This is a genomic window from Streptomyces sp. NPDC003943 (genome assembly GCF_053605265.1).
In genome coordinates, this window is the sequence record NZ_JBSGIW010000013.1 from 72464 (window position 1) to 98998 (window position 26535).

General features: G+C 70.0%; 24 protein-coding genes, 1 tRNA gene and 2 pseudogenes. 22 read left to right on the forward strand and 5 right to left on the reverse strand.

Features of this window, described 5'->3' with window-relative positions:
- Positions 1 to 34: 34 nt before the first annotated feature.
- Positions 35 to 397 carry a GntR family transcriptional regulator gene (locus ACWEV0_RS08310; protein WP_453147637.1) on the reverse strand — a complete coding sequence of 121 codons (363 nt, stop codon included), beginning with the start codon at positions 395 to 397 and terminating at the stop codon, positions 35 to 37.
- Between the two features lie 824 nt (positions 398 to 1221).
- On the opposite strand from ACWEV0_RS08310, the gene ACWEV0_RS08315 reads away from it, so the two are divergent.
- The 15 genes and pseudogenes from ACWEV0_RS08315 (at position 1222) to ACWEV0_RS08385 (ending at position 12758) form a co-directional block, all read left to right on the forward strand.
- Positions 1222 to 1515: a hypothetical protein gene (locus ACWEV0_RS08315; RefSeq protein WP_453147575.1), complete on the forward strand. Its 294-nt coding sequence runs from the start codon at positions 1222 to 1224 to the stop codon at positions 1513 to 1515.
- On the forward strand, positions 1512 to 1703 hold the full coding sequence (locus ACWEV0_RS08320) for a hypothetical protein (protein WP_453147577.1): 192 nt from the start codon (positions 1512 to 1514) through the stop codon (positions 1701 to 1703). The genes ACWEV0_RS08315 and ACWEV0_RS08320 overlap by 4 nt, the downstream gene beginning before the upstream one ends.
- The gene (locus ACWEV0_RS08325) at positions 1700 to 2725 is read left to right on the forward strand and encodes a DUF2637 domain-containing protein (protein WP_453147579.1); all 1026 of its coding nucleotides are present in this window, start codon (positions 1700 to 1702) and stop codon (positions 2723 to 2725) included. Before ACWEV0_RS08320 ends, ACWEV0_RS08325 begins: the two co-directional genes overlap by 4 nt.
- Entirely contained in the window at positions 2722 to 3372 is a 651-nt protein-coding gene (locus ACWEV0_RS08330; RefSeq protein ID WP_453147581.1) for a GGDEF domain-containing protein, read from the forward strand. The genes ACWEV0_RS08325 and ACWEV0_RS08330 overlap by 4 nt, the downstream gene beginning before the upstream one ends.
- Positions 3369 to 3845: pseudogene (locus tag ACWEV0_RS08335) on the forward strand (DNA cytosine methyltransferase); the annotation flags it as partial. The gene ACWEV0_RS08330 and the pseudogene ACWEV0_RS08335, both read left to right, overlap by 4 nt.
- Positions 3846 to 3906: 61 nt before the next feature.
- On the forward strand, positions 3907 to 4203 hold the full coding sequence (locus tag ACWEV0_RS08340; RefSeq protein ID WP_453147639.1) for a hypothetical protein: 297 nt from the start codon (positions 3907 to 3909) through the stop codon (positions 4201 to 4203).
- Between the two features lie 181 nt (positions 4204 to 4384).
- Complete coding sequence (locus tag ACWEV0_RS08345) at positions 4385 to 4720, forward strand: hypothetical protein (RefSeq protein WP_453147582.1); 336 nt, start codon at positions 4385 to 4387, stop codon at positions 4718 to 4720.
- 76 nt (positions 4721 to 4796) lie between these two features.
- On the forward strand, positions 4797 to 7022 hold the full coding sequence (locus ACWEV0_RS08350) for a cell division protein FtsK (RefSeq protein ID WP_453147584.1): 2226 nt from the start codon (positions 4797 to 4799) through the stop codon (positions 7020 to 7022).
- 138 nt (positions 7023 to 7160) lie between these two features.
- Positions 7161 to 7412 carry a hypothetical protein gene (locus ACWEV0_RS08355; RefSeq protein ID WP_453147586.1) on the forward strand — a complete coding sequence of 84 codons (252 nt, stop codon included), beginning with the start codon at positions 7161 to 7163 and terminating at the stop codon, positions 7410 to 7412.
- Between the two features lie 23 nt (positions 7413 to 7435).
- Positions 7436 to 7630, forward strand: coding sequence for a hypothetical protein (locus ACWEV0_RS08360; RefSeq protein ID WP_328942541.1), 195 nt, complete (start codon positions 7436 to 7438; stop codon positions 7628 to 7630).
- A 15-nt stretch (positions 7631 to 7645) separates the two neighbouring features.
- Positions 7646 to 8254: a hypothetical protein gene (locus tag ACWEV0_RS08365; RefSeq protein ID WP_453147587.1), complete on the forward strand. Its 609-nt coding sequence runs from the start codon at positions 7646 to 7648 to the stop codon at positions 8252 to 8254.
- Between the two features lie 3 nt (positions 8255 to 8257).
- Positions 8258 to 8716 carry a hypothetical protein gene (locus tag ACWEV0_RS08370; protein WP_453147589.1) on the forward strand — a complete coding sequence of 153 codons (459 nt, stop codon included), beginning with the start codon at positions 8258 to 8260 and terminating at the stop codon, positions 8714 to 8716.
- A gap of 86 nt (positions 8717 to 8802) precedes the next feature.
- Positions 8803 to 10782, forward strand: a complete 1980-nt coding sequence (locus ACWEV0_RS08375; protein ID WP_453147591.1) for a DUF3987 domain-containing protein — start codon at positions 8803 to 8805, stop codon at positions 10780 to 10782.
- Between the two features lie 339 nt (positions 10783 to 11121).
- Complete coding sequence (locus tag ACWEV0_RS08380) at positions 11122 to 11307, forward strand: helix-turn-helix transcriptional regulator (RefSeq protein ID WP_453147593.1); 186 nt, start codon at positions 11122 to 11124, stop codon at positions 11305 to 11307.
- Positions 11304 to 12758, forward strand: coding sequence for a tyrosine-type recombinase/integrase (locus tag ACWEV0_RS08385; RefSeq protein ID WP_453147595.1), 1455 nt, complete (start codon positions 11304 to 11306; stop codon positions 12756 to 12758). Before ACWEV0_RS08380 ends, ACWEV0_RS08385 begins: the two co-directional genes overlap by 4 nt.
- Before the next feature lie 100 nt (positions 12759 to 12858).
- On the opposite strand, the gene ACWEV0_RS08390 is transcribed toward ACWEV0_RS08385, so the two are convergent.
- Both ACWEV0_RS08390 and ACWEV0_RS08395 read right to left on the reverse strand, forming a co-directional pair.
- Positions 12859 to 15465: a tetratricopeptide repeat protein gene (locus ACWEV0_RS08390; protein ID WP_453147596.1), complete on the reverse strand. Its 2607-nt coding sequence runs from the start codon at positions 15463 to 15465 to the stop codon at positions 12859 to 12861.
- Between the two features lie 224 nt (positions 15466 to 15689).
- Positions 15690 to 15761, reverse strand: a tRNA-Arg gene (locus tag ACWEV0_RS08395).
- Between the two features lie 111 nt (positions 15762 to 15872).
- On the opposite strand from ACWEV0_RS08395, the gene ACWEV0_RS08400 reads away from it, so the two are divergent.
- Positions 15873 to 16415: a response regulator gene (locus tag ACWEV0_RS08400; protein ID WP_453147597.1), complete on the forward strand. Its 543-nt coding sequence runs from the start codon at positions 15873 to 15875 to the stop codon at positions 16413 to 16415.
- An 8-nt stretch (positions 16416 to 16423) separates the two neighbouring features.
- Here ACWEV0_RS08400 and ACWEV0_RS08405 read toward each other — a convergent pair whose 3' ends face one another.
- A complete protein-coding gene (locus ACWEV0_RS08405; protein ID WP_453147599.1) occupies positions 16424 to 16753 on the reverse strand; it encodes a hypothetical protein in 330 nt (109 codons plus the stop codon).
- Positions 16754 to 16826: 73 nt separating this feature from the next.
- Positions 16827 to 17696: pseudogene (locus ACWEV0_RS08410) on the reverse strand (IS5 family transposase).
- A 176-nt stretch (positions 17697 to 17872) separates the two neighbouring features.
- On the opposite strand from ACWEV0_RS08410, the gene nrtL reads away from it, so the two are divergent.
- From nrtL to rho, 6 genes are all read left to right on the forward strand, one after another.
- Complete coding sequence (gene nrtL, locus ACWEV0_RS08415) at positions 17873 to 18832, forward strand: ArgS-related anticodon-binding protein NrtL (RefSeq protein ID WP_453147601.1); 960 nt, start codon at positions 17873 to 17875, stop codon at positions 18830 to 18832.
- Positions 18833 to 18846: 14 nt separating this feature from the next.
- On the forward strand, positions 18847 to 20238 hold the full coding sequence (gene lysA / locus ACWEV0_RS08420; RefSeq protein ID WP_453147603.1) for a diaminopimelate decarboxylase: 1392 nt from the start codon (positions 18847 to 18849) through the stop codon (positions 20236 to 20238).
- Positions 20239 to 20397: 159 nt separating this feature from the next.
- Positions 20398 to 21690, forward strand: a complete 1293-nt coding sequence (locus ACWEV0_RS08425; protein ID WP_453147605.1) for a homoserine dehydrogenase — start codon at positions 20398 to 20400, stop codon at positions 21688 to 21690.
- Positions 21691 to 21696: 6 nt separating this feature from the next.
- A complete protein-coding gene (gene thrC / locus ACWEV0_RS08430) occupies positions 21697 to 22767 on the forward strand; it encodes a threonine synthase (protein ID WP_453147607.1) in 1071 nt (356 codons plus the stop codon).
- A gap of 282 nt (positions 22768 to 23049) precedes the next feature.
- Positions 23050 to 23967 carry a homoserine kinase gene (gene thrB / locus ACWEV0_RS08435; RefSeq protein WP_403792067.1) on the forward strand — a complete coding sequence of 306 codons (918 nt, stop codon included), beginning with the start codon at positions 23050 to 23052 and terminating at the stop codon, positions 23965 to 23967.
- Between the two features lie 478 nt (positions 23968 to 24445).
- Entirely contained in the window at positions 24446 to 26479 is a 2034-nt protein-coding gene (gene rho / locus ACWEV0_RS08440) for a transcription termination factor Rho (protein WP_453147609.1), read from the forward strand.
- The last annotated feature ends 56 nt before the right edge of the window (positions 26480 to 26535 follow it).

Here is a 26535-nt window from a genome sequence, read left to right on the forward strand (position 1 = left end):
TGGGGTCGCTCGCCAGGAGCGACCCCGAACGGTCTCAGGCCGAGGGCGACTGCTCCTCAACTGCGTCCAGCCGGGCACGAAGGTCACTGACCTCAGCCCTCAGGCTGTTGATCTGCTCTTGCAGGTCGGCGAGGGCGCTTTCGGGGCTGCCGAGCTTGGCCGCCGCGGCGGAGCCCGGCGTGAGGAACGCACCCTTCCCCTGGTGCGTCACTGCGAGTCCGTCGGTGCCGAGCTGTCGGATGGCAGCACGAGCCACGGTGACGGTCACGCCGTACTTCTCCTGGATCTCCGCCAGGGAGGGCAGCTTGCCCGTCTCCTCGAACTCGCCGGCCGCGATCCGCTGCCGAAGCTGTTCAGCCACCTGTTGATAGGCGGGCTTGCCGGTCCACTCGACCATCTGCACCCCAAGTCTCTTCTCTCGGTCTCTGCCTCAGTGTGCCCAAGCGGCAGGGAGAGAACCAGTGTCGCCCCGCCCTTGTTCCGTGAGGGTGGTTGACACACTCTGCCTCACAGTGCACTCTGAGGCAGAGTTGAGGTTCGGAGATCGCTCCGAATCTGGCTCGAAGCCGCGACCTGCTGTTTTCGGCAGGGAGGGCACCGCAGTGCTCGCCCGGAGGGCCCCGTGAAACGGATCCAAAGGAAGCGATTGCTCCTTGAGAACTCAACAGCGTGACAAGTAGGCGGGGGTCAGAGCCCCGCCCCCCGCGACGGACCGGGTCACGTCCGTCGGCGGCCACTTCTCAACGTGCCAGCCCTGGAGAACACCCCTCGCGGGTGCCACCTGGTGCGTGCCGCCCTGCTGGCGTCAGAGCAGTGACGATGACGCACCCGACTCCCGGGCTCGGGACCGGACGGCCGTGGCAGCGGCCGGCCGGTGAAGCCCTGTCCCTCCCCGGAACGGAGGTTGATGTGCACAGACGAAGACCCTGGGCGCTGCTCGTGCTGGACCGGCACGGCGGACATGCCCACCGCGTCCCCCTGATCCGCCGCGCTTCGGCGCACCGGGATAGCCGGTGATTCGCGGACGTCAGGTCACCTGCGCAGCGGTTGCTGCGGCCGGTTGCCTCCCTCGCCCGTCCGGGCCCCGCACGGGGTGCCGTACGGGCGAGGCAGAGGGGAGCCGGAACCAACGGCCCCACCCTGCCGCGCTGGGGCGGCTGCCTCTCACCACGGACCGAGGCCGCCCCGGCGCCCCTTCGACACGACCAGGAGCGATCACTCATGCGTACGTTCATCGGCGGCCATCAGGCCGTCAGCACCAACGACTTCGTGGAACTCGCCCTCGGCACCCCGGTGGAACTGTGGCTCGGGGTGGAGGGCGAGAACGAGGAGGAGCGCGCGGCCCGTCTGGACGCGGCGCGGGACATCCTCGCGGACAACCCGAACCTGCCGGACGAGGTGAGCCGGGTCGCCGCCGAGGCGATCGAGGCGTTCGCGCCGGAGCTGTTCAACGTCATCCCGCTGGTACGGCCGGCGGCCCGCCGCTCCCGTTCCCGGAAGGGAGCGGCGGCATGAGCGCCCGGATGCCCTGGGGCCCGGAGCTGGGTCTCGTCTGGCTCGGCTCGCTGATCGCGGTGACCAGTGCCGCGGGCGCTGTTGCGGCCCATCAGGCGTGGCTGTTCGCCGCGGCGGTTCTCGGGTTCCTCATCCAGCACATCGGCTGGGCGGTTCGGAACCGGAAGCTCTTCGGCGGTGCGCGATGACGGCTGCGACCACCGGCGAGCGGTCAGCGGTGCCGCCGCTGACGCGTCCGGAGATGGGCCTCGCCGGTGTCGGGGCGCTCGCCGCCGCTGGCGTCGGAGCCCTGGGGCTTATCTCCTCCTTCGACGCGGTCTCGGCGGCCGCGCTGCGGTGGGGTTTCGGTGAGCCGTGGATGCTGCCGGTCGGCATCGACGTGGCGATCCCGGTGTTCACCGTGGCCAACCTGCTGCTGATCCGGATGGACATGGCCCTCGCGTGGGTGAGGTTCGTGCCCTGGGTCCTGACCCTGATCACGTGCGGCCTGAACGTGGCCGCCGGGCAGGGGATGTGGGCGAAGCTCGCGCACGGCACGATGCCGCTGCTGTGGGTGGTGTTTTCCGAGATCGGCGCCCACATCTACGCCGTACGGATCGGGGCGGCGACCGGCCGCCGGATGGACAAAATCCGGGCCTCACGGTGGCTGCTCGCCTTCCCCTCCACGTTCTCGCTGTGGCGCCGGATGACGCTGTGGGAGATCACCTCCTACGCCGACGCGCTCTCCCGCGAGAAGGAGCGACAGCTCGCCCGCGCCGACCTGCGCGAGACATACGGCTGGCGGTGGCGGTCGAAGACTCCGCGCCGTGAGCGTGTCCTCCTGCGGCTCGGGGAACTTGCCCCCGACGGAGCCGTGGAGGAGCCGGAGCAGGAGCCCGCTGTGCCGCCCGTGCCGCCGCCGGCCGAGGAGCCGGACGAGCGGAAGCCGCGCAAGCGCACCACCCGCCCGAAGCCCAAGGGAGCGAAGCCGCCGCGTTCGGCGGCGGAGCTCCTGGCCGAGGCCCGCAAGCTGACCGCCGACTGGCCGCTGGCGGGGATCAACGCCGAGGCAATCCGCACTGCACTGCACTGCTCGGCAGCCAACTCTCGCGTTCTGCGCGACGAGTTGCTCGCCGAGCGGGCCAGCCGCCCGGAACTCCACTCCGTCGACACGAACGACGGCAGCGACACGGACGAGTCCGCCGAGACGGCCGAGGAGGTCGCCGCATGAACACGCTCGCCACGATCCTCGCCGCGACCGGCCCGCTCGCGGCCGGATGGTCCGGCCACGTGCTGTGGCTGCGCCGTCGCCTCCGCACCGCCCGCCGCGACCCGCTCACCGGGCTGCGGACCCGCGAGGGCTTCACTCGCCGGGCCACCGCGCTCCTGCGCGACGACAGGGCGGTGGTTGTCCTCGCGGACGTCGACCACTTCAAGCAGATCAACGACCGCCACGGCCACGCGGCCGGCGACGCCCTCTTGAAGGCCACCGCCGACCGGCTCGCCCACTACGTCGGCCCGAACGGTGTCGCCGGGCGCCTCGGCGGCGACGAGTTCGCGGCCGTCGTCCTGGACACCGACGGCACGGTCACGGACCTGCTCGCCGTCCTGCACGGGGTACTGGCCCGCCCCGCTGGCAAGGACAACCCGCACGTGGCCACCACGGTGTCCCTTGGCTGGGTCCGCGCCGCCGACTTCCCCGGCGAAGACCTCTCCGCGCTCCTCGGCCGTGCCGATGAGGCCATGTACGCGGCCAAGCAGGCACGTGCCGGGATCCAGCGAGCGGGGCTGAGGCGGCTGTTCGCCACCGTGGCCGGCCGCCGCTCCGGACGACACGGCGCCCGCACCGACGCTCCCGCGATCGTGGCGGCGGCATGAGCGGGCCGCTGATCGGTTCGCTGTGCACTGGTTACGGCGGGCTGGACATGGCCGTCCAGACCGTCTTCGACGGGACGCTCGCGTGGGTGGCGGACAACGACCCCGGTGCGTCCCGCATCTTGGCCCACCACCACCCCGACGTGCCGAACCTCGGTGACCTTACGGCCGTGGACTGGCACGACCTGGAACCGGTCGACGTCGTCATCGGCGGCTACCCGTGCCAGCCGTTCAGCACCGCGGGCAAGCGGAAGGGAGTGCACGATCCCCGGCACCTCTGGCCCCACATCGCCCGTGCCCTTGGCGTTCTTCGACCCCGACTCGCAGTCTTTGAGAACGTCGCAGGGCACCTTCGACTGGGATTCGACACCGTCCTCCGTGACCTTGCCGCAATCGGGTTCGATGCGGAGTGGTGCCTTGTACGCGCATCGGAGGTCGGCGCTCCCCACCAGCGGCAGCGTCTCTTCCTCCTCGCCACTCCTGCCGACGCCGCGGACCTCGGACACGAATGGGGCCGGGACGCACGGCGACGGGGGCATGGACCTGCGGACCGTCGTCACGCTCCTGCCCACGCCGAGCGCCTCGTTCCCGGGCACCACGGCGAACTACCGGCCGGACGGGACGCCGTACAGCAGTGGGTACGGGCTGACGCTGCTCGATGCGGCGCGGCTGCTGCTGCCCACCCCGATGCGAGCGGACGGGGAGCGGACGAGCCCGACGTTCGGCCGGGGCAACCCGACGCTGGCTGGGGCCGTTTCGCCCCTGCGATCGCCCGCTGGGAGGCTGTCCTCGGACGACGTGCCCCCGGGGCAACTGACGCTCGACGCCGTCTGAGCCCCGCCTTTGTCGAATGGCTCATGGGCCTGCCCGCCGGCCACGTCACGGAGGTGCCGGGGCTGTCCCGCACGGCGCAGCTCAAGGCGCTGGGTAACGGGGTCGTACCTCAACAGGCCACGGCCGCCCTAGGAGCTCTCTGGGCCCGGCTGGAAGCTCCCGCGGATAGGGGGAGGGCCGCGTGAGGTCCGAGCCGATCGCTGCCGCGGGGCTGTTCCGCGCGGTGATGGTGGCCGCTGGCCACCGCTGTCAGTGCGAGGGCAAGTGCGGCCAGCCGCACACCAAGGGCGAGGGCCGCTGCACCCGCGAGCACGGCCGCCACGCGGGCAAGCACGGCGGCCCGATCCGCCTCATGGCCGCCGCGGCCGACCCGCTCGCCACCGAGCTCGCCGCCGCGGCTCTGCCCGCGAGCGAGCTGCGCGCCTGGTGCCCGCCCTGCTTCACCGCCGCCCGCCGGGCCGCTCAGCGCGCCACCGCGGCGCCTGACGACGACCAGGGCGGCCTGTTCGACCTGTGAGCAACGGGGTCCGGTCACGACCGACCAAAGCAGCGGCCGGACCCCACACTCCCTCCCAAGAGAAGGAAGAGTCTCAGTGAAGCACCCCGACGACGAGAACGACTTCTTCGACCGACTCGAAGCCGACATGGCCACCACCGGGTCGCCCGACTCCGGGGCCGACGTGGTCGACCTCGACAAGGCACGATCCGCCCGCACCGAGTCGGCCAACTCCACCGCCGACGCGTCGCCCGACTCCCACACGGACGGGTCGGCCGACGAGTCGGGCGACCCGTCGGCCCGCCGGTTGGTCGACGGTCCGGCGCTCGCCGGACCCGGATACCTCGGCCGACTCGCGGGCGCGAAGCGGCAACGGATCGTCCCCGCGTGGCTGCGATCGACGGCCGAACTCAAGACCGCCACCCGCTGGGTCGCCAGCCACTACACCCACCTCGCCGGTTACCACGCGCTCCGCTCCCCGGTCTACGCCGGGCGCCTCGCGCTCCAGGCCCCGCGCGGGGCGGCGAAGTTCGTCGGCGGCACGATGCGTTGGGTCGCCGACCGCGAGGGCGAGCCCGTCCGGCTCGCCGCCGTCCGGCGCGAGGACGCCGGGGAGTACCTGAAGCTGTCGCGGCAGCGCGACGGTCGGGTCCGGCTGCGGACCCTGGTCGCCACCCTCGCCGCGCTCATCGGTATGGGTGCCGCGCTCGCTCTCTACGTCCTCGCCCCCGGCTGGCTCCAGGTCGTCTCGGTCGGTGCGCTGCTACTCGCCCTCGGGTCGGCCGGCGGACAGGCCGACGCTCCGGTCATCAACCGGGCGGTGGAGATCACCAAGGCGCCCAAGCTCACCAGCGACATCGTCCTGCGCGCGTTGGGGGCGCTCGGAATCCCGGCGATCAACCAGGCGCAGGGCAAGGGCCGGGACGGCTTCACGTTCACCGCCCCGATCACCCGCGACGGGCCCGGCTGGCGTGCGGAGGGCGATCTCCCGTACGGCGTCACCGTCACGGACGTGATCGAGCGCCGCGACAAGCTCGCGTCCGGCCTGCGCCGCCCGCTGGGCTGCGTCTGGCCCGAAGCCGTGCCGGAAGAGCACACCGGACACCTGGTGCTGTGGGTCGGCGACCAGGACATGTCGACCGCGCGGAAGCCCGTGTGGCCGCTGCTCAAGAGCGGGGCCACGGACCTGTTCAAGCCGGTCGCCTTCGGCACCGACCAGCGCGGACGCTGGGTGGAGATGACGCTCATGTACATCGCCGCCGTCATCGGCGCGATCCCCCGCATGGGCAAGACGTTCCTCCTGCGCCTGCTGCTCCTGATCGCCGCCCTTGACCCGCGGGCCGAGCTGCACACCTACGACCTCAAGGGCACCGGCGACCTCGACCCGGTCGGCGAGCGCGTCTCGCACCGCCACCGCGCCGGAGACGACGACGAGGACATCGAGTACGCCCTCGCCGACCTGCGGGAACTGCGGGACGAGCTGCGACGCCGGGCGAAGATGATCCGCTCCCTGCCCCGGGACATCTGCCCGGAGTCGAAGGTCACCAGCGAACTGGCCAATATGAAGAACCTGGGACTCCACCCGATCGTCGTCGGCGTGGACGAGTGCCAGGTCTGGTTCGAACACCCCAAGCACGGCGCGGAGTTCGAGGAGATCTGCACCGACCTCGTCAAGCGCGGCCCCGCCACCGGCATCGTGCTGCTGCTCGCCACCCAGCGCCCCGACGCCAAGGCCCTGCCGACCGGCATCAGCGCGAACGCATCGGCCAGGTTCTGCCTCAAGGTCATGGGCCAGCTGGAGAACGACATGGTCCTCGGCACGTCCTCGTACAAGCGAGGCGTGCGGGCCACGATGTTCTCCTGGAAGGACAAGGGCATCCACTACTTCGTCGGCGAAGGAGCGGACGCCCGGATCGTCTCCTCCGTCTACGTCGACGCCCCCACCGCCGAGACCATCGGCCTGCGGGCCCGCAAGCTCCGCGAACAGGCCGGCACCCTCTCCGGCCACGCGCTGGGGGAGTCGTTCGAGACCGCCGAGACCAGCGCGTACGACCTGCTGCGCGACATCCTCGCCGTCGTCCCCGCCGAGGAGCCCAAGGTCTGGTCCGAAGTCGTCGTGGCCCGGCTCGCCGAGCTGCGCCCCGACGTCTACGGCGGCTGGGACCCCGAGGGACTGGCCGCCGCCCTCAAGCCGCACGGCATCTCCACCACCCAGGTGTGGGGCAAGACCGAGAGCGGCAAGGGCGCCAACCGGCGCGGCATCGAGCGCTCCCGCATCTCCGCCGCCATCACGGACCGTGACGGAAGCCGGGACGCGAGCTGACACGGATCGCCGCTAGACCTAGCAGCAAGCCCCGCTAGGTCTAGCGGCACCGCTAGCACCCCATACCGCATCTGATCAGCACGCTAGTTCCTAGCGGGCTGACCTGCGCAGACCCGGAAAACCGCCGGAGAGGCCCCGATGACCCCCTTCCTCGCCGCTAGCGCACTCCTGCTCACCGTCACACTCGGTTACGTCGCTCTGTGTGCGGCCTCGCCGTTCGGCAACTGCCGCAAGTGCAACGGACTCGGCTTCGCCCTCAAGACGGACCGCAAGGGCAAGCCCAAGCGCGGCAAGACCTGCCGCCGCTGCAAGGGCCACGGCATCCGCATACGCGTCGGCCGCCACCTGTTCAACATCGCCGCCCGCGTCCACCGCGACGGCACCCGCTGACCCCGCAACGACAGGAGCCTGACATGAACTTCGAGATCTCCGCCGTCCTGCTCTTCGGCGCCGCGTCCGTCTTCGCCGTGAAGAGCAAGTCCTCCGGGGCCGGCGCCGCCATCGTGCTCTTCCTCTTCGGGTTCTTCGCCGCCGGGACCGGCGCGTACGAGCCGATCGCCAACCTCGTCCAGTCCTCCGCCACGGCCCTCTCCGACCTCGCCAACTAGCCGAAGGAGCCCGCGATGAACGAGCCGATCACCGTCCCGCACTGGCTCACCACAGCCACGCCGAAGGTGGCCCCCGCCCTCGCCACGTCCACGGTCCTGGTCCTCGGCCGGATCTGGAACGCCAACGGCGCCGAACACTCCGTCGGCAACGCCGCCCTCATGGTCGTCCTCGCCGCCGGAGCCGCCACGGCCGGCGCCTTCGCCGCGGCCGGCCACCGCGGGGACAGCACGCTCGCCGGAACCGCGTTCGCGACCTCGGGCGGTCTCGCCTTCGCCGGGGTCGCCGGATACGCCGACGGACTGTCCCTCCCGCTCCTGCTGTGGGTGCTCGCCACCGCCGTCGCCTACGGGCTCGCCGCCCGCTACTGGCGCACCGATCGCCGCGCCACCGTCGCTCACGAGCGGCACACGGCCGAGCGGCGCGAGGACCACGCCCACATCGAGCGCGTGGAAGCCCTGCGCGCCGGAGCCCAGATCGAGGCCGCCCGCACCGGCGCCCTCTACGCCGAGCAGCTCGCCACCGCCCTCCTCACGCGCGCGGCCCTGCCCGGCTTCGACCCGCATGCCCTCACCCGCGCCGGACTGCCCGAACTCCCCGCCAGCGAGACCACCAAGGAGCACTGACCCATGTTCGAGATCCGCGTGATCTGCGACCCCGACGACGCCGACCAGGTGACCGCCGCGCTCGGCGGCGCCTTCACCACCGGCGCCGTACGCCAGTACGCCACCCGCGACGGCCAGCGCGAGCGCCTCTACCTCACCGCCGACCTCCGAGCCGAGCGGTGGCCGACGCCAGAGGACGCCTACGCGCTCGCCCCGAGCATCATCAGCGAGATCGGCTGGACCGCCCGCACCGCCGCCGACAAGCCGTTCGGCAAGGGCCTCGGCCGCGAGTTCTGGCTCCGCAAGGCCGCGCTCCTCGACCGCATCGCGCTGAGCGACGAGAGCGAGCGCGTACGGAGCGACGCGGCGGAGATGGCCACCGAGGCGGCCCGCCGCCTCATGGACAGCGACGACACCGCGGTCATCTGTGACCCCCGCGCCTACGTCCGCCAGCAGTACGAGCGGTGGCTCAAGCAGAAGTAGCTGTGCCCGGGGCGGTCGCCTCTCACCACAAGACCGCGACCGCCCCGGCTCTCCGTCCCTTCGACAGAAACAGGAGAAACCCCAGCATGACACCTGAGCCCGCCCATGGGCAGTACGCCCCCGTGGTGCCGCTGCACAGCGCGCCCGGCAGCGTGGAGCGGATGGCACCGCACGACCGGGAAGCCGAACAGGCCGTCGTCGGCGCGCTCATGCTCGCGCCCGGCGTCATCGGCGACGTGAACGGCTCGATGGACCCGGCCGACCACTACGTGCCCGCCCACGAGACCATCCACCGCGCGATCCTGGCCCTGCACGCCCAGGGCCAGCCCGTCGACCCGATCACCCTCGGGCACCACCTGGAGCAGACCGGCGAACTCGTCCGCGCGGGCGGCCGGCCCTACCTCCACACCCTCATCCAGGCCGTGCCCTCCACGGCCAACGCCACCTACTACGCCGAGATCGTCCACGACCTCGCCCGGCGCCGCCGGAGCATCGAGGTCGGCACCCGCATCGTCCAGGCCGGCATGTCGGCCGAGGCCACCGAGGACGACCTCCGTGAGGCCCTCGCGCTCGGCGCCGCGACCGTCCCGGCCGCGTGGCCGGAGCCGATCCCGCTGGACCGTCAGCCGAAGCTGCCGCCGTTCCCCGTCCACGCCCTCCCCGGCTGGGTCTCGGACTTCGTCGTCGCGCTTGCCGAGGAGACCCAGACCCCGGTCGACCTCGCGGGCGCCCTCGCCCTCTCCGTCCTCGCGACCGCGGCCGGCGGCCGGGCCGTTGTCCAGGTACGCGGGCGGTGGCGCGAGCCCACGAACCTCTTCGTCGTCGTCGCCCTCGGTCCGGCCAACCGCAAGTCCGCTGTCTTCGCCGCCATGACCGCCCCGCTCTACGAGGCGGAGAACACGCTCGTGGAGGGCTCCAACCTCACGATCGTAGAGGCCGAGGTCACGGCCCGCATGGCCCGCGAGGCCGCCGACAAGGCCGCCGCTCAAGCCGCCAAGGCGGAGGGCCCCGAGCGGGACAACCTGGTGGCTGAGGCGATCGGCCTCGCCCAGACCGCCGAGTCCCTTACCGTGCCGCCGCGCCCGCGGCTCCTCGCGGACGACGCCACCCCCGAGACCGTCACCACCCTGCTCGCCGAGCAGGGTGGCAGGCTCGCGGTCATGTCCGCCGAGGGCGGCATCTTCGACATCATCGCCGGGCGGTACTCCGGTGTGCCCAACATGGAGGTCTTCCTCAAGGGCCACGCCGGCGACCGGCTGCGCGTCGACCGCCGGACCCGCCAGGAGTTCATCGAGGCCCCCGCGCTCACCATGGGCCTCGCCGTCCAGCCCAGCGTCCTGGAGGACATCGGCAAGAACCGCGGCTTCGACGGACGCGGGCTGCTCGCGCGTTTCCTCTACTGCCTGCCGGAATCCCTGGTCGGCTACCGGAAGATCGACCCGGACCCCGTTCCGCCCGCCGTTGGTGCGACGTACGAGCGGAACGTCTTCGCCCTCACGCTCAAGCTCGCGGAGTGGACCGACCCCCTCGTGGTCCAAGTGGGCCCCGAGGCCGATGCCGCCCTGGTTGCGTACGCGGAACGCATCGAGCCGCAGCTCCGGGCGAAGGGTGGGCGTCTCGGGCACATCGGGAAGTGGGCGGGCAAGGTCATCGGCGCCACGGCCCGCATCGCCGGGCTCCTCCACCTGGCCGACCACATCGACGGCGGCACCAACAAGCCCATTAGCGCGGCGACCATGCAGTCTGCGATCGAGTTGGCGGACTACTTCACCGCCCACGCTCTGAGCGTCTTCGACCTGATGGGCGCAGATGCCACCCTCGCCCGCGCCCGTACCCTCCTGTCGGTCCTGGAGGACAACGGCTGGGAGAGCGTCAGCCGACGCGACCTGTTCAGTAAGGTCTCACGCTCCGCCTTCCCCACGGTCGCCGAGCTGGAGCCTGCCGCCGCCGTCCTGGAGGACCACGGCTACATCCGGATCGAGACGCCGCCCCGGACCGGCAAGCGAGGCCGCCCGCCGGCGCCCCGCTACTTCATCCACCCCTGCGTCCGAGGGGCTCAGTCGTGAGCCACCGCGTGCTCTCCTGCCTCGGCCCCTTGCCGCGCAAATCGCAGAACCCGCAGAAGACCCCGGCCGCCCCCGCCCACCTGCAGCGACGGTCCCTCGGCGTTGTCGCCGCAGAAGTCCCTGAAACATCCGCAGTAATGGGCACTCGGCTCCCGGGACGTCCCCCGGTGCCCATTGGCACCGGTTTCTGTGGCGATTCCCGAGACTTTTGCGGCAGCCGCCATCCCGCTCCCAACGCCGCAGGTCAGACCTCAGATCCGCAGCAATCTGCGGCCTACGCGGTTTTTGCGGCGCCCGTCAGTCCCGTACTGCTCAGCCAGATGAGGAGGACCCGAGCCCATGGCGCGTGACGAGATGCTCACCATCGACCAGGTCGTGGAGGAGATCGGAGTACCCCGCGCGACCTTCTACAGGTGGCGTCAGCTGAAGAAGGGCCCCAAGTCGATCAAGTTCCCGAATGGCTCCGTCCGCATCCGCCGCTCCGAGCTGGAGCGCTGGATCGAGACGCTGGAGGACGCAGCGTGACCCACCGCAAGACCAGCACGACGACGGGTGCCCGCAACAGCGGGCGCCCGCTCGTTTCCGAGGCCGCCACACTCTCCACCGACGTCAGGGTGTGGAAAGTCAGCCAGGTACGCAGCAAGAAGGCGCCGTACCAACTCCGTTGGAAGGTCGCCGGCCTGGTGAAGACGGCCAGCTTCGCCACGGTCACCCTCGCCGAGAGCCGCCGCTCCGAACTGTGGCAGGCAATGCGAAAGGGCGAAGCCTTCGATGTCGAGACTGGGCTCCCGGAGTCCGAACTCCGGGCCGCGGCCGCGAAGGAGAACCAGCGCCCCGACCCCTCGTGGTGGGACTTTAGCCGCGAGTACATGGCGAGCCGCTGGCGCACGGCGGCGGCCAAGACGCGGGAGGGCCTCGCCGACAGTCTGGCCACGGTGGCGCTCGCGATGGTGGAGGTCGGGAAGAAGGCGCCGCAGCCGGAGGAGATCCGCCTCGCGATGCGGTGGGCGGTTGTCCCTGCGCATCACGAGGAGGACCCGCCGCGCGAGCTGGCCGCGGCCTGCCAGTGGCTCCAGCACCGTTCGCTCCGGCTGTCAGCCTTCACGGACCCGAAGGTGGTCCGGGACGTGCAGTACAGGCTTTCCTTCAAGCTGGACGACACTCCGGCGGCGGGGGAGACGTACAAGCGCCGGCGCCGCGGCTTCAACACGGCGATGGAGTACGCGATCGAGTGCGGGTACCTGGAGGAGAACCCGCTCCACGGGCGCAAGCGTTCCGGCCCTACGAAGGGCGACGTCGTCGACCCCCGAGTCCTGGTGAATCCCGTCCAGGGCGCCGAGCTGCTGACAGCGGTCTCGTACGTAGGCTCCATCCACCGCCACCGAGGGCGCCGTCTGGTCGCCTTTTTCGCCTGCCAGTTGTACGCGGCGATGCGGCCGGCCGAGGCGGTGGGACTCAGGGAGAAGGATTGCCACCTCCCCGACGCCGGATGGGGAACCCTCACGCTGCGGGAGACGCGACCGGTGTCGGGGAAGAAGTGGACGGACTCGGGCGAGCGCCACGACAAGCGCGGCCTTAAGTCCCGGGCCCCCAAGTCGGATCGCCCGGTCCCGATCCCGCCACTCCTGGTCAAGATGCTCCGCGCCCACATAGCGGAGTTCGGTACCGCAAGGGATGGCCGACTCTTCACGAACGAACGCGGCGGTGTCCTTGGAACCTCCAGTTACTGGAGGGTCTGGCAGGAGGCCCGACCCTTGGCCCTACCCAAGGACAAGGCTGACTCCCCGCTGGCCCACAGGCCCTACGATCTCCGCCACACGTGCATCACGAATTGGCTGAACGCAGGAGTTCCGGTGGCTGAGGTGGCTCGTCGGGCGGGTAACTCGCCTGAGGTCATCCACCGACGCTACGAGGGCTGCATTGACGGGCACCAAGAAATTAATAACAGGAAGATCGAGAGTGCTATGGGTTGGTGATGTGACGGCGTCCCCAGAATGCGGTCGACACGGCATGGCAACCGCATTTTGGGGATACGCTGAAATGATCCGAGTGCCGCCCCTTCGACTGGCCCAAGGTCTAGACAGGTCGGCCGTTCAACATTTCACTTAGCGCTGCCTTCATCTGTCTTTCGCTTTCTTTCAATCCGATGCTACGAAATATCCGAATGGCTTCCTCGTAGTGGATCTGAGCTTGACGGATGTCTCCAGACATCCATTCTGCGGCCCCTAGCAATCCGAGAGAGTTGGCCTCGAAATGCTGATTTGAGGTGCTTTGAAAGAAGCGGAGCGCTCGGTGCAGCGACTGTCGGGCCTTTTTGATTTTTCCGGCCTTGAGCTGTGTATGCCCCAGGTTCATGTAGTTGAGGTGGATTCCCGCCTCGTCTTGCACCTCTCTGTAACCAGTGAATGCCTTCTCGAAGCACTCTTCAGATTTCTCTTGCTGACCTAGCTGACTTAGAGTCAACCCCAGCCCAGCATGTGCAGATGCCTCCTGTCTCCGGTTTCCCGAGGCGCGATGATAAGGAATGGATGCACTGAAGGCGGCTGCTGCTTGCCTCAAGAGGCCGGATTCCCGATATGCAGAACCAAGGTTGGTTAGCGACACCCCGATTTTGGTAGGGTCTTGATTCTCTCTGGAGATTTTAACGGCGTCGATCAGGATCGGGATGGCTGCGCTGGGGCTGACATGCTCGCGAACTGCCGCGCCAAGGCTGGTCGTTGCATCGCATTGGCCGTCCAGGAAGCCGATCCTTTCCGCAATGGCGGCCGCCTTCCTGAGAGTTCGAATAGCTTCGTCAAGCCTTCTCTGGCTGGTGAGTCCGATTCCAATGTTGTTAAGAGCTCTAACCTGTCGCTCGGCGTCGCGATCTTTACGCGCTGCTTCGTAGGCGATCTGTGCCGATTGAAGAGCTTCGGTAGCGCGTCCCCTCAGGTCGAGGTAGACGATGAGGTGCATCGATATTGCGTACGCCTGCTCGTTCAGGTCGATGTCGCGAGCGAATCGCGCCGAAGCCTGTAGGTTCGCGCACTCTACGTCAAGCCAGCTCAAGGCATCTGCAGCTGACTGAAAGTAAGTCGGGTTGCTTTCGGGGCTTCCTCGCAGCGTGAGATCTGCGTTCAGTGAGGTCTGGTAGTACAGCTCGGCTAGACGGTCGAATACTTGTCGGCGCTCGCTATCGGAGACCTTTGCTCGACATTGTTCGCCAGCGAATAGATAGACGAGATCATGCATTCGCCACCGTGATGTGGCGGATCCGCGGGAAATGAGGCTGGCCTGGCTGAGTCGGCGCAGGAGTGAGCGAGTCTGCGCTACAGGTGTCCCGAGGACCGCCGAGGCTGCCTGCTCGGACATCTCGCTGCCCGGGTGGATGGAGAGACGGCAGAAGGGGTCCCGCAAAGCAGAGTCGAGGCGAGCGAGCGAGACCTGAAGGGCTGCCCTTACGGCAGTGTCCCCAAAGTGCAGGACATCAAGCCGGCTCTTCTCTTCCCGCAGTTCTGCCAGTAGGTCGTCGGTCGTGAGGTCAACGTCGTCCTTCAGGATTGCTGCCGAGATGCTGAGCGCCAGCGGAAGATGGCCACACAGCGTGCACAGATCACGGATCGGGCCGGGGGTGCGGAGGCGCTGGTCCTCAGACCCCAAGATCTGTGTGAGCAGGACGTCTGACTCATCTGGGCTGAGGCAGTCGAGGTTGATCGTCTCGATTCCTTCGAGTACCCCCAACCTGCTGCGGGAGGTCAGTACCACGCCATGGGCGTCTGCCCTGGGGAGCAACTCGGCGACCTGAGAGAGTTCGGCTACGTTGTCGAACACCATCAGCACCGGTTTGCCAGAGGCGTCGAGGGCGTCGAGCGTTCGGTGGTAGAGCGCAGCCTGGCCTTCTGCGGTACGCGGGATCTCGTCACCCGGCACACCAAGAACTGACAGGAGAGGTCCATACGCGATTCCGGGGCGGGCCATGCGCGTGCGATGCGCCGAGAACCCGTGCATGTCTGCGACGATCACGCCGCCAGAGAACACCGTAGACACATCGTGGTGCCTGACCACTTGGTCCACCAAGGACGTCTTGCCGACGCCGGCCATCCCTGAGACCAGGACTCGACGTCCCCTGGCGGTGGTCAGCATGTCCCTGATCGCCTGCTGCTCTTGCTTCCGGCCTACGAACCGGGGAGAGGCGCTGAAGGTTCCTGACAGCCGAGTGACGTGCAGTGATGACTCTTCGATGCGTCCTTGTGAACGAGCCTCAACGAACTTGTGGGTCAAGGCCAGGAACGACTGGATCGTGTCCTCGTTCAGTTCCTGCTCCCGCGGTACTGCGATCCAGCTGGGCGCCTCCTCGGAAGACTCAAGGCACTCTGTGAGGTTCGCCCAGAACAACTCCCTTGTTGCTACGTCGAACACGACGCCCAGGACAGGCAGCAGGCCGTTCTTCCAGTCGTTCGCATGTCCGTCGACAGGGATCGCGTAACCATGCGCCCGCTTGTACTTGTCGCCGCTCTTCACCTGGATGGCGATCGCGACACCAGTTCGCTCGCCGTCCTTGGTGAGCATGACGAACAGGTCTTCCCCGTAGTCGTTGCCGCCGTCGATCTCCTGGACGATCTGATCGTGATCTTCGAGGAGTGTGCGTAGAGCGTTAACTCCCGCCCGCTCGATCCTTCTGCTCTGGGTGACCCTTGCCGGCACCGTTCCCCCAAGTCACTGGCCAGTCGGTAGCTCGATCTTCGGCGAGGCTATCGGTGGTCTTGCGCCCGAGGAGGGGCTTTCGGACGCGATCGCGCCTCACGCACCACTCACGCGCGACCAGTGACACACAACGATGAAGGGCCGGACTCAGTGAGACTGAGTCCGGCCCTTCATCTTCGGCACTTCAGCAGGTCAGCGGGTTGATCACGCTGTCCGAGCTGGAGTGCCCCCGGCAGGATTCGAACCTGCGCACACGGCTCCGGAGGCCGTTGCTCTATCCCCTGAGCTACGGGGGCGTCCGCCGCTTCTCGCGGCGACGGGAAGAACACTACCAGCTCTCGGAGGGTGCCTGTGAACAGGTATTTCCGGGGCGTCACGGAGGTGGCGTTCGCTCGCACGGGTCAGAAGTGGGCAAAAGCCGGACGCGGCCGCTCCCCGCGACCTACTCTCGACGTGTGTCAGGGGTGTCCGGGCGGGTGCTGGTTGTGGACGACAACCGCGTGATCCGTCAGCTGATCAGGGTCAATCTCGAACTCGAGGGGTTCGAGGTGGTGACCGCGGCCGATGGTGCCGAGTGTCTGGATGTGGTGCATCAGGTCTGTCCTGATGTGGTCACCCTCGATGTCGTCATGCCCCGGCTCGACGGGCTGAAGACGGCCGCGCGGCTGCGGGAGGATCCGCGGACGAGTCATCTGCCGGTGGCGATCATCAGTGCCTGTACCGATTACGACACGTACGAGACGGACGGCGTCGGCGTCTCCGCCGCCGACGCGTTCCTGGCGAAGCCCTTCGAGCCGGCCGAGCTCGTGCGGGTCGTGCGGCAGCTCATGTACCGGGAGCCGCGGGAGCGGCGCGGGCCGCGGGACGAGGCGGGTGGGCAGGACGCCGGTGAGGAGCCGGCCGCAGGTGAGGGGCGACAGGGCGCCTGGAGCATGAGGCCGAACGGCTAGAGCGTGTTTTAGAAGTCGCTGGTGTGCTGGTTGGGCCGTCCGGGGAAGTCGCGGGCGGCCATCCAGATGGTCAGGCCGCGGGCGATCTCGTCGATGCTGGTCTCGATGGCGACATCGTGTTCGCGGCGGGTGGTGTCGCGTCGGACGACCTCGTAGCCGCCTTCGTCCAGGACCGCGACCGAGGTGAACCACACTGGGTCGTCCTCGTCGGGCTGGATGACGACGAAGGTGTTGTCCGAGCCGTTGAGGTCGTCGATCAGCATGAACAGTGCGTCCTCGGACGGGTCCTCGATGTGGTCGCCGCTCTCACTCTCGGCCCGGTAGTACGCAGCCCCCATCGGCCCTGTCTCCCCTCAACCCACTGACCTGATCGCGGACAGAATGACACGCAGGGCTGACACTCCCGGCAGGTCACAGCCACTCGTTGATCGCGGCGATGAGGACGGTCGCCTCGAAGCGGACCGCGAGTTTGTCGAACCGGGTCGCCACCGCCCGGTTCCGCTTCAGCCGGTTGATGCCGCACTCGACCGCGTGCCGGGCCTTGTAGTCCTCACGGTCGAAGGCCGGAGGCCGCCCGCCGGACTTTCCCCGACGCTTGCGGTGGCCGGCCTGGTCGGCAGGTTCCGGAATCGTGCAGCGGATCCCACGCCGACGCAGGTAGGCGCGGTTCGCGCGCGATGAGTACGCCTTGTCGCCACGAACCCTCAACGGACGAACCCGTGGCCGGCCCAGTCCGAGGCGAGGGACCCGGATGGCTTCCAGCACGGCCGTGAACTGCGGGCTGTCTCCCCGCTGACCCGCTGTGACCAGCAGCGACAGCGGCTTCTGTCCTTGCTCGCAGGCCAGGTGAATCTTCGTGGTCCAGCCCCCGCGCGAACGGCCCAGGCCGTGGTCGTCGGGTTCGGCCCGGTGGCCGCCCGGCGGTTCCTTCTGGGACTGGCCGTCACGCCGGGCACCGGCCGCGTGCTGATGGGCCCGGCAGATCGTCGAGTCGACGTTCACCTCCCAGGTGATCAGCCCGGCGGCGTCCGCCCGGGCCTGCAACCCGGTCAACACAGCCGACCAGACACCATCGCGCTGCCAACGGCGGAAGAGCCCGTAGACCGTCTGCCACGGCCCGTACTCCGCCGGCAGATCCCGTTACGGCGCACCGGTCCGCACCCGCCAGCGGATCCCGTCGATCAACCGCCGCCGGCACACCGACGGCCTGCCCAACACCGCGACCGGCAACAACGGCCCCAGCACCGCCCACTGGTCATCTGAAAGATCCCCTCGCCCCACACCGAGATCATCACGGCGCGAGGCGAGACACGGACCCCAGTTCTAAAACACGGCCTAGCTCGGGGTCGTACTGAACGGGTGGTGCCGTCCGCGCGGAACCTGTGGTTCCGACCCGCACCGCCCACATGCCGAAACCCGTTCGCGTTCCGACCCCCCTCCTCCCCTAGGCTGGTCCCGTGACCCCCGCGGACCTCTCTCTTACCGTGCTGCACGCCGTGCGCCGTGCGGTCGACGAGGGTGCGCTGCGGGTCGAGGTGCCGCCGCGCGTCAAGGTCGAGCGGCCGCGCGCCGGGGGAGTCGGCGACTACGCGAGCAGCGTCGCCCTCGGGCTCGCCCGGCCCGCCGGGCTCGACGCCCGCGAGGTCGCGAAGATCCTCAGGGAACGGCTTCACCCCCACCCCGGCATCCGTGCCGTCGACATCACCGGGCCCGGCTTCCTCAACTTCACCCTGGACGAGCAGAACGACACGCGCGTCGTCCAGCGCGTCCTCGCCGAAGGCGCCCGGTACGGCTACTCCACCGCCCTCGTCGGAAGCCACCCCCGGCTCCGCCCCTCCGCCGAGCCCCGCGCCGCCCTCCTCGTCGACACGGTTCTGCGACTGCTGCGCTCCCAGGGCGCCGACGCCGCCCTCGACCCCGACGGCGAGCCGGTTCCCGTACTCCCGGCGCCGTACGAGGCCATCGGCGACGATGCCGCCCGCTGGGCCCTGCTCCGGCCCGCCGCGCACGATCACGCACTCGCCGGCGCGCCCCTCCTCGTCCAGCACGAGCGCAATCCGCTCTTCCGGGTTCGGTACGCCCACGCGCGGGCCCGGCGGCTCGCCGACAACGGCGCGCGGCTCGGGGTCACCCCCGCGTACGAGCACCCCGTCGACGCCCCCCACCTGCTCACCCTTCTCGGTGACTACCCCGAGCTCCTCCTCTCCGCCGCCCGCCTCCGCGCCCCCGACCGGGTCGCCCGGCACCTGGAGAGCGTCGCCGACGCGCTGCTCGCGTTCCAGCACACCGTTCTGCCCCTCGGTGACGAGAAACCCTCGGCCGCCCACCGTTCCCGGCTCGCGCTCGCCGAAGCCGCCGGGACGGTGCTCGCCGGTGGCCTCTCCCTGCTCGGCATCAGCGCACCCGACCAGATCTGAAAGAGCCAGTCGTCATGAGCCGTTCCGCCCACCCCGCCGGGCCCCGTCACGCCGATGTCCTCCCCGAGGGGCACTACTCCGCGCCGCCCGCCGACCTCAACCACCTCGACCCGAAGGTCTGGGCCCGGACCGTCTCCCGGGACGAGCAGGGGCAGATCACCGTCGGTGGTCTGAGCGTCGCCGAGCTCCGTGAGCAGTTCGGCACTCCCGCCTACTTCCTCGACGAGTCCGACTTCCGCGCCCGCTGCCGCGCGTGGGCCGATGCCTTCGGCAAGGACGCCGACGTCTTCTACGCGGGGAAGGCGTTCCTCTCCCGTGCCGTCGTCCGGTGGCTCAAGGAAGAGGGGCTCAACCTCGACGTCTGCTCCGGCGGCGAGCTCTCCACCGCCCTCTCCGCCGGCATGCCCGCCGAGCGCATCGCCTTCCACGGCAACAACAAGAGCACCGAGGAGATCGAGAGGGCCGTCGAGGCCGGCGTCGGGCGCATCGTCCTCGACTCCTTCCAGGAGATCGTCCGGGTCGCGCACATCGCCGAGTCCCTCGGCAAGCGGCAGCGCGTCCAGATCCGCGTCACCGTCGGCGTCGAGGCGCACACCCACGAGTTCATCGCCACCGCCCACGAGGACCAGAAGTTCGGCATCGCCCTCGCCGGCGGCCAGGCCGCCGAGGCGGTGCGCCGGGCCCTCGCGCTCGACGGTCTTGAGCTCATCGGCATCCACTCGCACATCGGCTCGCAGATCTTCGACATGGCGGGCTTCGAGGTGTCCGCGCGCCGCGTCGTGCAGCTGCTCGCCGAGGTGCGGGACGAGCACGGAGTCGAGCTGCCCGAGATCGACCTCGGCGGCGGGCTCGGGATCGCGTACACGTCGGACGACGACCCGCGCGAGCCGCACCACATCGCCAAGGCGCTCACCGAGATCGTCACCCGCGAGTGCGAGGCCGCCGGGCTGCGGACGCCGCGGATCTCCGTCGAGCCGGGGCGGGCCATCGTCGGCCCGACCGCGTTCACGCTGTACGAGGTGGGCACGGTCAAGCCGCTGGAGGGGCTGCGCACGTACGTCTCCGTCGACGGCGGCATGTCGGACAACATCCGCACCGCGCTGTACGACGCCGAGTACAGCGTCGTCCTCGCGTCCCGTACCAGTGACGCCGAGCCCATGCTCTCCCGCGTCGTCGGCAAGCACTGCGAGAGCGGCGACATCGTCGTCCGCGACGCGTTCCTGCCCGCCGACGTGGCCCCCGGCGACCTGATCGCCGTGCCCGCCACCGGGGCGTACTGCCGCTCCATGGCGAGCAACTACAACCACGCGCTGCGCCCGCCCGTCGTGGCGGTACGGGACGGCGAGGCGCGCGTCATCGTGCGGCGCGAGACGGAGGAAGATCTCCTGCGTCTCGACGTCGGGTGACGAAAATAGTCATGTGATGGAATCCATGTCTCGCCATCCGGACAAAGCCCTGAAATGGACGTCCGGTGCGTGAGACTGGTTCCACCGTAGGGATCCCGTAGGGATACGACGCAGAGAACCGTAGAGATACGGATCAGTAGGTTCGAGAAACGAGGTCGGATGATGCGTACGCGTCCGCTGAAGGTGGCGCTGCTGGGCTGTGGAGTGGTCGGCTCAGAGGTGGCGCGCATCATGACGACGCACGCCGACGACCTCGCCGCGCGCATCGGCGCGCCGGTCGAGCTCGCCGGCGTCGCCGTCCGCCGGCCCGACAAGGTCCGCGCCGGCATCCCCGCCGAGCTGCTCACCACCGACGCCACCGCCCTCGTCAAACGCGGCGACATCGACGTCGTCGTCGAGGTCATCGGCGGCATCGAGCCGGCCCGCACCCTCATCACCACCGCCTTCGAGCACGGCGCCTCCGTCGTCTCCGCCAACAAGGCGCTGCTCGCCCAGGACGGCGCGACCCTCTACGCCGCCGCCGAGCAGCACGGGCAGGATCTCTACTACGAGGCCGCCGTCGCCGGCGCCATCCCGCTGATCCGGCCGCTGCGCGAGTCCCTCGCCGGCGACAAGATCAACCGGGTGATGGGCATCGTCAACGGCACGACCAACTTCATCCTCGACAAGATGGACACCTCCGGGGCCGGCTACTCCGAGGCCCTCGACGAGGCCACCGCCCTCGGTTACGCCGAGGCCGACCCGACCGCCGACGTCGAGGGCTTCGACGCCGCCGCCAAGGCCGCCATCCTCGCCGGCATCGCCTTCCACACCCGGGTCCGCCTCGACGACGTCTACCGCGAGGGCATGACCGAGGTCACCGCGGCCGACTTCGCCTCCGCCAAGGAGATGGGCTGCACCATCAAGCTGCTCGCGATCTGCGAGCGGGCCGCCGACGGCGAGTCCGTCACCGCGCGCGTGCACCCCGCGATGATCCCGCTCAGCCACCCGCTCGCCTCCGTCCGCGAGGCGTACAACGCGGTCTTCGTCGAGGCGGAGGCCGCCGGACAGCTCATGTTCTACGGCCCCGGGGCGGGCGGCTCGCCGACCGCCTCCGCCGTTCTCGGCGACGTCGTCGCCGTCTGCCGCAACCGTCTCAACGAGGCGACGGGCCCCGGCGAGTCCGCGTACACCCAGCTGCCCGTGAGCCCCATGGGCGACGTGGTGACGCGGTACCACATCAGCCTCGACGTGGCCGACAAGCCTGGCGTGCTCGCCCAGGTCGCGACGGTCTTCGCCGAGCACGGCGTATCCATCGATACGGTGCGCCAGCAGGGCAAGGACGGCGAGGCATCGCTCGTCGTCGTCACCCACCGCGCGCCCGACGCCGCCCTCTCCGGGACCGTCGAGGCGCTGCGCAAGCTCGACACCGTGCGCGGTGTCGCCAGCATCATGCGTGTTGAAGGGGAGTAAGGACCCATGACCAGCAAGGGCACCCACCAGTGGCGCGGCATCATCGAGGAGTACCGGGACCGCCTTCCGGTCACGGACACGACGCCGGTCGTCACGCTCCGTGAGGGCGGCACGCCGCTCGTCCCCGCTCAGGTCCTCTCCGAGCGCACGGGCTGCGAGGTGCACCTCAAGGTCGAGGGCGCCAACCCCACCGGCTCCTTCAAGGACCGGGGCATGACCATGGCCATCTCGAAGGCCAAGGAGGACGGCGCCAAGGCCGTCATCTGCGCCTCCACCGGCAACACCTCGGCCTCCGCCGCCGCCTACGCGGTGCGTGCCGGGATGGTCTCCGCGGTCCTCGTGCCGCAGGGCAAGATCGCGCTCGGCAAGATGGGCCAGGCCCTCGTGCACGGCGCGAAGATCCTCCAGGTCGACGGCAACTTCGACGACTGCCTGGACCTGGCCCGCGCGCTGTCCGACAACTACCCGGTCGCGCTGGTCAATTCCGTCAACCCGGTCCGCATCGAGGGCCAGAAGACCGCCGCCTTCGAGATCGTGGACATGCTGGGCAACGCCCCCGACATCCACGTCCTTCCGGTCGGCAACGCGGGCAACATCACCGCATACTGGAAGGGGTACCGGGAGTACGCCGCCGACGGCCTCGCCGCGCGCACCCCGCGCATGTGGGGCTTCCAGGCGTCCGGCTCCGCCCCGCTGGTGCGCGGCGAGGTGGTGAAGGACCCGGCGACGATCGCCACCGCGATCCGCATCGGCAACCCGGCCTCCTGGGAGTACGCGATCGCCGCGCGCGACGAGTCCGGCGGCCTCATCGACGAGGTGACGGACCGTGAGATCCTGCAGGCGTACCGCCTGTTGGCCTCGCAGGAGGGCGTCTTCGTCGAGCCCGCCTCGGCCGCCTCGGTCGCCGGTCTGCTGAAGGCCGCCGCCCAGGGCAAGGTCGACCCGGGCCAGACCATCGTCTGCACGGTCACCGGCAACGGCCTCAAGGACCCCGACTGGGCCGTCGCCGGCGCGCCGCAGCCGGTCACCGTCCCGGTCGACGCCTCGGCCGCCGCCGAGCGCCTCGGCCTGGCCTGAAACCGGCGCCGAGTCACCGCCGCATCATCGCTGGTGGGTTCTTGATCGGGGGTAAAACCCGATCAGGAACCCACACAGATGCACAGGTTGGCCCGCGACACGCATCGTGCGCCTCCTGTGCGCCCTATGTCGCCACAGAACCTTCCTTCGATAGGCTGTATCGAACCCGCCCCGCCGTATGTGTGCGGTGTTGTCGCCGTCGTCGCCCGTGAGGCGCGAACGGCCCCCGGGTTCCGTGTACTTCCTTCGAGTCACCCCGCACGTCAAGGAGATCATCGAGCGATGGCCGGTCCAGCGTTCCGCGCCGCCGCCGTACGGGTGCGCGTTCCCGCCACCAGCGCCAACCTCGGCCCGGGCTTCGACGCCTTCGGCCTGGCTCTGGGCCTCTACGACGACGTCGTCGTCCGGGTCGCCGACTCCGGGCTGCACGTCGACATCGCCGGAGAGGGCGCCGACACCCTGCCGCGTGACGAGAGCCACCTGCTCGTACGTTCCATGCGCACGGCCTTCGACCTGCTCGGCGGGCAGCCGCGCGGCCTCGAGGTCGTCTGCGCCAACCGCATCCCCCACGGCCGTGGCCTCGGCTCCTCGTCCGCCGCCATCTGCGCCGGCATCATGGCCGCCCGCGCCGTGACCATAGGCGGCGACGCCCGCCTCGACGAGGCCGGCCTGCTCGAACTCGCCACCGAGATCGAGGGCCACCCCGACAACGTCGCCGCCTGTCTGCTCGGCGGCTTCACGCTCGCCTGGACCGAGGTCGGCGCCGCGCGGGCGATCACGATGGATCCGCACGATTCCATCGTTCCGGTGGTTTTCGTCCCCGGAAAGCCCGTACTGACCAAGACCGCCCGTGGCCTGCTCCCGCGCACCGTCCCGCACGTTGACGCCGCCGCCAACGCCGGCCGGGCCGCCCTCCTCGTCGAGGCCCTGACCCGCCGTCCCGAGCTGCTGCTCGCGGCCACCGAGGACCGGCTGCACCAGGAGTACCGGGCGCCCGCGATGCCCGAGAGCATCGCCCTCGTGAACCGGCTGCGGGCGGACGGAGTGCCCGCGGTCATCTCCGGCGCGGGCCCCACGGTGCTCGCACTGGCGGAGCCGGGCACCGCCGACAAGGTCGCCCTGCTCGCGGGCGAGGGCTGGGCCGCCAACCGGCTCGACCTCGACCACTCCGGGGCGAGCGTCCTGCCGCTCGCGCCCTGACGCACGGGGGCCGTCCCCGCCGGGCGGCCCGCACGGTCCGCGCACGTCCTTGAGCCGGGGACCCGCGCGGACACGAGATCGCCGGTGAGCCGGACACGGGATTGCCGGTGACGGAGAGGGGGAATGTTTGTTGGAGCCGGTAGTGTTAACCTCAAGCTTGTGCACCCGACGTCTTCAAGGCGCGGTGCTGAGTGTCCCCATCAGGGACCACCAATTCTTCCGGGAGCCTCCTCCACTGCCTGAGCAGCCTGCCTGAGCAGTTTCGAGCACGCTCCGGAACCGGCACGACACCCCTCGCTCTTCTCTTGGTGAGGGCCGAGCAGGGGGCGCTCGGGCCGGACCCAGCACGTTTTCTCTCTTTCCGCCGCACCCGGCGGGACCACCGCCCCGACACGGCCCACCAAGCAGGGCCGATGCCGGACAGCACAACCGGTCGCCGAGCCAGATGGCCGACGTCCGCTCCAGGGAAGGACCCTTCGTGAGCGACACCACCGATCTGATGGGCGTGACTGCCGACAACAGTGTCGACGCCGCCGCGCCCGCCGCAGGTGCTGCCTCCGGCACCACCGCACGGCGCCGCCGCTCCGGCACCGGCCTCGAGGGCATGGTCCTGGCCGAGCTGCAGCAGGTCGCGTCCGGCCTCGGCATCAGGGGCACCGCGCGGATGCGCAAGGGCCAGCTGATCGAGGTCATCAAGGAGGCGCAGGCCGGGGGCTCCGGTGCCGCCGCGTCCGCCAAGTCCGCGGACGCCGCCGAGACCAAGCCGAAGCGCCGCGCCACCTCCAAGGCCCGTACGGGCGAGACCGCCGCCGAGGCCGCGCCGAAGGCCGACAAGGCCGAGCCGGTCGCCCAGCAGCAGATCGAGATCCCGGGCCAGCCCGCCTCCGACGACGCCCCCGCGGGTGAGCGCCGCCGGCGCCGGGCCACCGCCCCCGCCGGTTCGCCGGAGGGCGCCGAGCCCCAGGCCGCCGAGGCCGTGCAGGCCGTCAAGACCGAGGCCCGTACGGCCGAGGCCAGGACCGAGGCGCAGCCGCAGGCCGACGCCAAGGCCGAGGCCGCCGTCGACGGCGCCGAGGGCCGCGGCCGCCGCGACCGCGGTGAGCGTGGCGAGCGCGGTGACCGCCGCGACCGCCGGGACCGCCAGGACCGTCAGCGCGACCGCAAGGGCGACGAGCAGGGCGGCGGCCAGGGCGGCCAGCGCCAGCAGCGCCAGGGCGGCCCGCAGGGCCCGCAGGGCGGCCAGCAGGCCGGCCCGCAGGACGAGGACGACTTCGAGGGCGGCCGGCGCGGCCGGCGCGGGCGCTACCGCGACCGTCGCGGCCGTCGCGGCCGTGACGAGTTCGCCGGCGGCGGCGAGCCGCAGGTCTCCGAGGACGACGTCCTGATCCCCGTCGCGGGCATCCTCGACATCCTCGACAACTACGCGTTCATCCGGACCTCCGGCTACCTGCCCGGCCCGAACGACGTGTACGTCTCGCTCGCCCAGGTCCGCAAGAGCGGCCTGCGCAAGGGTGACCACGTCACCGGTGCGGTGCGCCAGCCGAAGGAGGGCGAGCGCCGCGAGAAGTTCAACGCGCTCGTGCGCCTCGACTCGGTCAACGGCATGGCGCCGGAGTCCGGCCGCGGCCGCCCCGAGTTCAACAAGCTCACGCCGCTCTACCCGCAGGACCGGCTCCGTCTGGAGACCGACCCGGGCGTGCTGACCACGCGGATCATCGACCTCGTGTCGCCGATCGGCAAGGGCCAGCGCGGTCTGATCGTGGCCCCGCCGAAGACCGGCAAGACCATGATCATGCAGGCGATCGCCAACGCGATCACCCACAACAACCCCGAGTGCCACCTGATGGTCGTCCTCGTCGACGAGCGTCCGGAAGAGGTCACCGACATGCAGCGGTCGGTGAAGGGCGAGGTCATCTCCTCGACCTTCGACCGCCCGGCCGAGGACCACACCACGGTCGCCGAGCTGGCCATCGAGCGCGCCAAGCGCCTCGTGGAGCTGGGTCACGACGTGGTCGTCCTGCTCGACTCCATCACCCGCCTGGGCCGCGCGTACAACCTCGCGGCGCCCGCCTCCGGCCGCATCCTGTCCGGTGGTGTCGACTCGACCGCGCTCTACCCGCCGAAGCGCTTCTTCGGTGCGGCGCGCAACATCGAGGACGGCGGCTCGCTGACCATCCTGGCCACCGCGCTGGTCGACACCGGCTCGCGCATGGACGAGGTGATCTTCGAGGAGTTCAAGGGCACCGGCAACATGGAGCTCAAGCTCGACCGCAAGCTCGCCGACAAGCGCATCTTCCCGGCCGTCGACGTCGACGCCTCGGGTACGCGCAAGGAGGAGATCCTGCTCGGCAGCGACGAGCTCGCCATCACCTGGAAGCTGCGCCGCGTGCTGCACGCGCTCGACCAGCAGCAGGCGATCGAGCTGCTGCTCGACAAGCTCAAGCAGACGAAGTCGAACGGCGAGTTCCTGCTGCAGATCCAGAAGACCACGCCCGGCGGCAACAACGACTGACGCCGACGCCGAGGCCGACACCGAGGCCGACGCCGAGGCCGAGAGGTCCGTCACAC

What these genes read in the sequence shown, in the direction of transcription:
- ACWEV0_RS08370 (WP_453147589.1), top strand. Translation starts at nt 8,258, where the DNA reads ATGTTCGAGATCCGCGTGATCTGCGACCCCGACGACGCCGACCAGGTG.
- ACWEV0_RS08340 (WP_453147639.1), top strand. Translation starts at nt 3,907, where the DNA reads ATGGACCTGCGGACCGTCGTCACGCTCCTGCCCACGCCGAGCGCCTCG.
- ACWEV0_RS08315 (WP_453147575.1), top strand. Translation starts at nt 1,222, where the DNA reads ATGCGTACGTTCATCGGCGGCCATCAGGCCGTCAGCACCAACGACTTC.
- ACWEV0_RS08365 (WP_453147587.1), top strand. Translation starts at nt 7,646, where the DNA reads ATGAACGAGCCGATCACCGTCCCGCACTGGCTCACCACAGCCACGCCG.
- ACWEV0_RS08355 (WP_453147586.1), top strand. Translation starts at nt 7,161, where the DNA reads ATGACCCCCTTCCTCGCCGCTAGCGCACTCCTGCTCACCGTCACACTC.
- thrC (WP_453147607.1), top strand. Translation starts at nt 21,697, where the DNA reads ATGACCAGCAAGGGCACCCACCAGTGGCGCGGCATCATCGAGGAGTAC.
- lysA (WP_453147603.1), top strand. Translation starts at nt 18,847, where the DNA reads ATGAGCCGTTCCGCCCACCCCGCCGGGCCCCGTCACGCCGATGTCCTC.
- ACWEV0_RS08425 (WP_453147605.1), top strand. Translation starts at nt 20,398, where the DNA reads ATGATGCGTACGCGTCCGCTGAAGGTGGCGCTGCTGGGCTGTGGAGTG.
- ACWEV0_RS08405 (WP_453147599.1), bottom strand. Translation starts at nt 16,753, where the DNA reads ATGGGGGCTGCGTACTACCGGGCCGAGAGTGAGAGCGGCGACCACATC.
- ACWEV0_RS08380 (WP_453147593.1), top strand. Translation starts at nt 11,122, where the DNA reads ATGGCGCGTGACGAGATGCTCACCATCGACCAGGTCGTGGAGGAGATC.
- ACWEV0_RS08325 (WP_453147579.1), top strand. Translation starts at nt 1,700, where the DNA reads ATGACGGCTGCGACCACCGGCGAGCGGTCAGCGGTGCCGCCGCTGACG.
- ACWEV0_RS08320 (WP_453147577.1), top strand. Translation starts at nt 1,512, where the DNA reads ATGAGCGCCCGGATGCCCTGGGGCCCGGAGCTGGGTCTCGTCTGGCTC.
- ACWEV0_RS08375 (WP_453147591.1), top strand. Translation starts at nt 8,803, where the DNA reads ATGACACCTGAGCCCGCCCATGGGCAGTACGCCCCCGTGGTGCCGCTG.
- thrB (WP_403792067.1), top strand. Translation starts at nt 23,050, where the DNA reads ATGGCCGGTCCAGCGTTCCGCGCCGCCGCCGTACGGGTGCGCGTTCCC.
- ACWEV0_RS08360 (WP_328942541.1), top strand. Translation starts at nt 7,436, where the DNA reads ATGAACTTCGAGATCTCCGCCGTCCTGCTCTTCGGCGCCGCGTCCGTC.
- ACWEV0_RS08310 (WP_453147637.1), bottom strand. Translation starts at nt 397, where the DNA reads ATGGTCGAGTGGACCGGCAAGCCCGCCTATCAACAGGTGGCTGAACAG.
- ACWEV0_RS08330 (WP_453147581.1), top strand. Translation starts at nt 2,722, where the DNA reads ATGAACACGCTCGCCACGATCCTCGCCGCGACCGGCCCGCTCGCGGCC.